3 protein-coding genes and 1 pseudogene are annotated in these 4,552 nt (G+C 74.1%); 2 read left to right on the forward strand and 2 right to left on the reverse strand.

The annotated features are described in order from the left end of the window. Together HUX53_RS36020 and HUX53_RS36025 are read right to left on the reverse strand one after the other, a co-directional pair. Positions 1–932, reverse strand: a pseudogene (locus HUX53_RS36020) (hypothetical protein); the annotation flags it as partial. A 114-nt stretch (positions 933–1,046) separates the two neighbouring features. Further along, complete coding sequence (locus HUX53_RS36025) at positions 1,047–1,889, reverse strand: EamA family transporter (RefSeq protein ID WP_217920309.1); 843 nt, start codon at positions 1,887–1,889, stop codon at positions 1,047–1,049. Positions 1,890–1,984: 95 nt separating this feature from the next. Between HUX53_RS36025 and selA the strand changes: the two genes are divergently transcribed. Next, complete coding sequence (gene selA, locus HUX53_RS36030) at positions 1,985–3,304, forward strand: L-seryl-tRNA(Sec) selenium transferase (protein WP_176407754.1); 1,320 nt, start codon at positions 1,985–1,987, stop codon at positions 3,302–3,304. Next, the coding region (gene selB / locus HUX53_RS36035) for a selenocysteine-specific translation elongation factor (RefSeq protein ID WP_255205969.1) at positions 3,301–4,552 on the forward strand (1,252 nt) is incomplete at its 3' end. The genes selA and selB, both read left to right, overlap by 4 nt.

Raw genomic sequence — 4,552 nt, forward strand, 5'->3', positions numbered from 1 at the left:
TCGGTTTTGGTTTTTTTTTTTTTCCAGGCAGAAGACGGCATACGAGTTGGGATTCCGTCTGGGGGGCTCGGAGATGTGTATAAGGGACGGGTGGAGCAGGCCGGCGTAGCCCTGCGCGGCGGCGGACGCCAGCAGGTCCAGCGTCCGGTGCGCCCGGTGCAGGGACACGCCGGCCTGCTCCACCGGTACCGACGGGCGCGGTCGGCCCGTCGGTACCGGTGGAGCAGGCCCCTCAACAGGAACGGCGGCAGCCCCGCCGGCCCCTCGCCGCCGCTGCCGGGACGCGGGCTGAGCACGATCACCGCGAGCCGCTCCGGCAGCGTCCAGCCCGCCAGGTTCGCCTGCTCGACGACGATGTCCTTCGGCGCCGCCGGGTCCGACAGCAGCAGGCTCAGCAGCCGGCCGCGCCGCTGCTCCCGCTCGCCCGCCGCCTTCTCCCGCGCCCGCGCGTAGCCCTGCGCGGCGGCGGACGCCAGCAGGTCCAGGTAGGCGAAGTTCACCTCGGTCAGCGCGATCGCCAGCTCGCGCGGCTTCTGCAGCCGCTCGGCCTCCCGCGACAGGTACCGCCACGCCGTCCGGGACGCGACCCGCAGCGCGTTCTGCAGGTGCTCCAGCGAGCGCCCCTCCATCGCCTCGCCGTACCCGATGTCGAAGAAGACCTGATGGACCTCCTGCCAGGACGCGTCCGGGTCGGCGATCAGCTGCACGAAATGCCCCATGCCGCGCGTCACCGCGACGTGCATGACCTCGACGTAGACGGGGTCGTCGGGCCGGGCGTACTCGGGGACGTGCCGCAGCACCCCCTCCACCATGGTGTCGGCCAGGGCCGCGAGGTGCGGGCGTATCCATTTCGCCTCTTCGGGCGGTACGTCCCGCCAGGGCTCCCCGGACAGATCGTCGGTCTTCGCGGACCTCTCGTACAGTTCCGTCAAAGCGTCACCTCCGTCAGCGAACACCCGGGCCGCCAGGCTAAGTAACCTACGTCACACAAGACACTCACATCGGTGACAACACCACCGCCTTCCTTGTCATACACCGGCGAATCCTTATCGCCCCGCGACGGTGAGCAGCACGACCGCGGCCCCCGCCCCGGCCAGCCCGGCCGCCTGCGCCGCCGACAGCCGCTCCCGCAGCGCGGTGACGCCGAACAGCACCGGAACGACCGGGTACAGCGACGACAGCACGACCGCGATGACGACGAGCTGCTCCCGCGTCGCCAGCAGGTAGCACACGAGCGCGGCCGCCGCGAGGCCGCCGTTCGCCGCCGCCCAGAACCTCGTCCACGCGGGTGGGAAGCGGTGCTCGGGCGACCGCATCATGGGCGCGATCGTGAGGACGGCGGCAACCCGTCCGGCCGCGACCGGCCAGAGCCCGGACCCGTCGCCGGCCTGGGCGAGCGCCAGGTACTGGAGCCCGATCCCGCCGCTCGCGACCAGGCCGTTGACGAGCGCCGCGCGGACCTCGCCCTGCTCGTCCGATCGTGACCGGGACACCAGCCACAGCGCGGGCAGCACCACCGCGATCCCGGCCCACGCCGTCGCGGAAGGACGGTCGCCCAGGAACGCGACACCGGCGACGACCGGCAGCGCCACGCCGCCGACCGCGCTGACCGGGACGACCACGCTCAGGTTCCCCCGGCTGATGCCCCGGTAGAGGAAGACCATCGCCAGGCCCGTCCCGACGCCCGACAGCGCGCCCCAGCCGAGATCGGCCGCCGCCACGCTGCTCGCGGGGATGAGCAGCGCCACGCCGGTCGCGCAGACGAGTCCACCGACCTGCCCGAGGAGGGCGACCGCGCCGAAGTCGGCGCGCCGTGACAGCAGACCGCCCCAGACGTCGGCGATGCCGTAGAACAGCGCCGACGCCAGTGCCAGCAGTACGCCCGTCACATGTGTCCCGTGCCGTTTCGAGCATGGCTCGTCCGTGATACCCAGCCGTTTGGGTGCGATGCTGGCGGGTAACGCCGATCGTCGGAGGTCGCCTCATGGATCGTGCAGCCGTGCCCGTCACCGGGGAGGACGGGCGGCGGCGGATCGCCCGCACGGACGTGCTGCTCGCCGACCCGCGGCTCGTAGCGGCGGCCGGGCGGCTCGGGCGAGGGGTGGTCAAGGCGGCCGTGGTCGCGGCGCAGCAGCGGGCGCGGGCGGGGGAGATCCCGCCGGACGCGGTGGCGGACGTCGCCGTCGGCTCGCTGCCGGTGACCGCCTCGGGGCTGCGGCCGGTGATCAATGCGACCGGCGTGCTGCTGCACACCAACCTCGGTCGTGCGCCGCTGTCGGACGCGGCGCGGGAGGCCGTGGCCGTGGCGTCGGGCGCGACCGACGTGGAGCTGGATCTGGAGACCGGGCGGCGGGCGAAGCGGGGACGGTCCGTGCTGGCGGCGCTGGTGGAGCGGGTGCCGCAGGCGGAGGCCGCGCACGTCGTCAACAACGGCGCGGCGGCGCTCGTGCTGGCCGCGACCGCGCTCGCGCCCGGCCGGGAGATCGTCATCAGCCGCGGCGAGATGGTGGAGATCGGGGACGGGTTCCGGATCCCCGAACTGCTCGCGGCGACCGGCGCGCGGCTGCGGGAGGTCGGCACCACCAACCGGACCACGCCGGACGACTACGCGGCGGCGGTCGGCGAGGAGACCGGGTTCATCTTGAAGGGGCACCCGTCGAACTTCCGGATCGAGGGGTTCACGCGCGGTGCGGACGTCGCCGAGCTGGCCGGGCTGGGGGTGCCGGTCGTCGCCGACATCGGCTCCGGGCTGCTCGCGCCCGAACCGCTGCTGCCGGACGAGCCCGACGCCGCGTCCATGCTCAAGGCGGGCGCGCACCTCGTCACGGCCAGCGGCGACAAGCTTCTCGGCGGGCCGCAGTGCGGGCTCGTCCTCGGGCAGGAAGACCTGGTGCGGCAGCTGGCGCGGCATCCGATCGCGCGGGCACTCCGCGTCGACAAGATGACCCTTGCCGCTTTGGAGGCGACCGTCCGTGGGCCGCGCACGCCTACAGCACAGGCTTTGCAAGCCGACGTTGAAACGCTGCGGGAGCGTGCTGGGCGGCTTGCCGCGCGGCTGCGGGACGGTGGAGTCGATGCGGTGGCCGTGGAGAGTGAGGCGGCGGTCGGGGGTGGTGGCGCGCCCGGTGTCGTCCTGCCGAGCGCGGCCGTGTCCGTGCCCGACTCGTATGCGGCCCGGCTGCGGCAGGGGCTTCCGGCCGTGATGGGGCGGGTCGAGGACGGGCGGTGCCTGCTCGATCTGCGGTCGGTGCCGCCCGACCGGGATGAGGAGTTGGCCGAGGCCGTCCGGGAGGTCGCGCGATGATGCACGTCGTCGCGACGGCCGGTCATGTGGACCACGGCAAGTCGACCCTTGTCCGCGCCCTCACCGGGATGGAGCCCGACCGGCTGGAGGAGGAGCGGCGGCGCGGCCTGACGATCGAGCTGGGCTTCGCCTGGACGACCCTGCCCGGCGGCGACCGCCTCGCGTTCGTGGACGTCCCCGGGCACGAACGGCTCGTCAGCACGATGCTCGCCGGCGTCGGGCCCGTCCCGGCGGTCATGTTCGTGGTCGCCGCCGACCAGGGCTGGCAGCGGCAGTCGGAGGAGCATCTCGCGGTGCTGGACGCGCTCGGCGTCCGGCGCGGCCTCCTCGTCGTGACCCGCTGCGACCTGGCCGACGCCGACCTGGCGGACCTGGCGCGGGAGGAGGCGCTCGCCCACATCGCGGCCACCTCGTTCGGCGAGGTCGAGGCGGTCATGGTCAGCGGCACGACCGGCGAGGGGCTGGACGAGCTGCGGACCGCCTTGGAAAGGCTCACCGCGTCCCTGCCCAGGCCCGACGCGGACGCTGATGTGCGGCTGTGGATCGACCGGATCTTCACCATCAAGGGCAGGGGCACGGTCGTGACCGGGACGCTCGGCGCCGGGACGATCCGCGTCGGCGACCGCCTCGCCATCGGCGGCGAAACCGTGCGCGTGCGCGGCCTGCAGAGCCTCAAGGAAGACCACGAGGAGGTGCGCGCCGTCGCCCGCGTCGCAGTCAACCTGCACGGGAGCGTAGCGGAGACGAGCCGGGGCGACGCCCTGCTCGCCCCGGGGCGCTGGCTCACCGCCGACGTCATCGACGTGCGGCTGCGCGGCGAACCGGCGCACGACCTTTCGCGCGAGCTGACCCTGCACGTGGGATCGGCGGCGGTGCCGGTCCATGTGCGTCCGCTCGGCGACGACACCGCGCGGCTGGTGCTGCGCCGGGCGCTGCCGCTGCGCGTCGGGGACATCGCGCTGCTCCGGGATCCCGGCGCGCATCGCGTCCCGGCCGGGGTCACGGTGCTGGACGTCCGCCCCGAGCCGTTCCGGCGGCGCGGCGCGGCGGCGGCGCGGGCCCGCGAACTCGCCTCGATCAGCGGACGCCCCGACGGCGCGGGCGAACTCCGCCGCCGCAGGCTGATCACGCGGGCGGAGCTGGTAGCCATGGGCGTCCCCGCCCCGTCCGAACCGGTCGCGGGGGACTGGCTCGCCGACCCCGACCACTGGGCGGACCTCCGCGAACGCCTCGTCACGGCCGTCGAGG

The organism is Actinomadura sp. BRA 177 (genome assembly GCF_013372625.1).
In the GTDB taxonomy this organism is placed as follows: domain Bacteria; phylum Actinomycetota; class Actinomycetes; order Streptosporangiales; family Streptosporangiaceae; genus Spirillospora.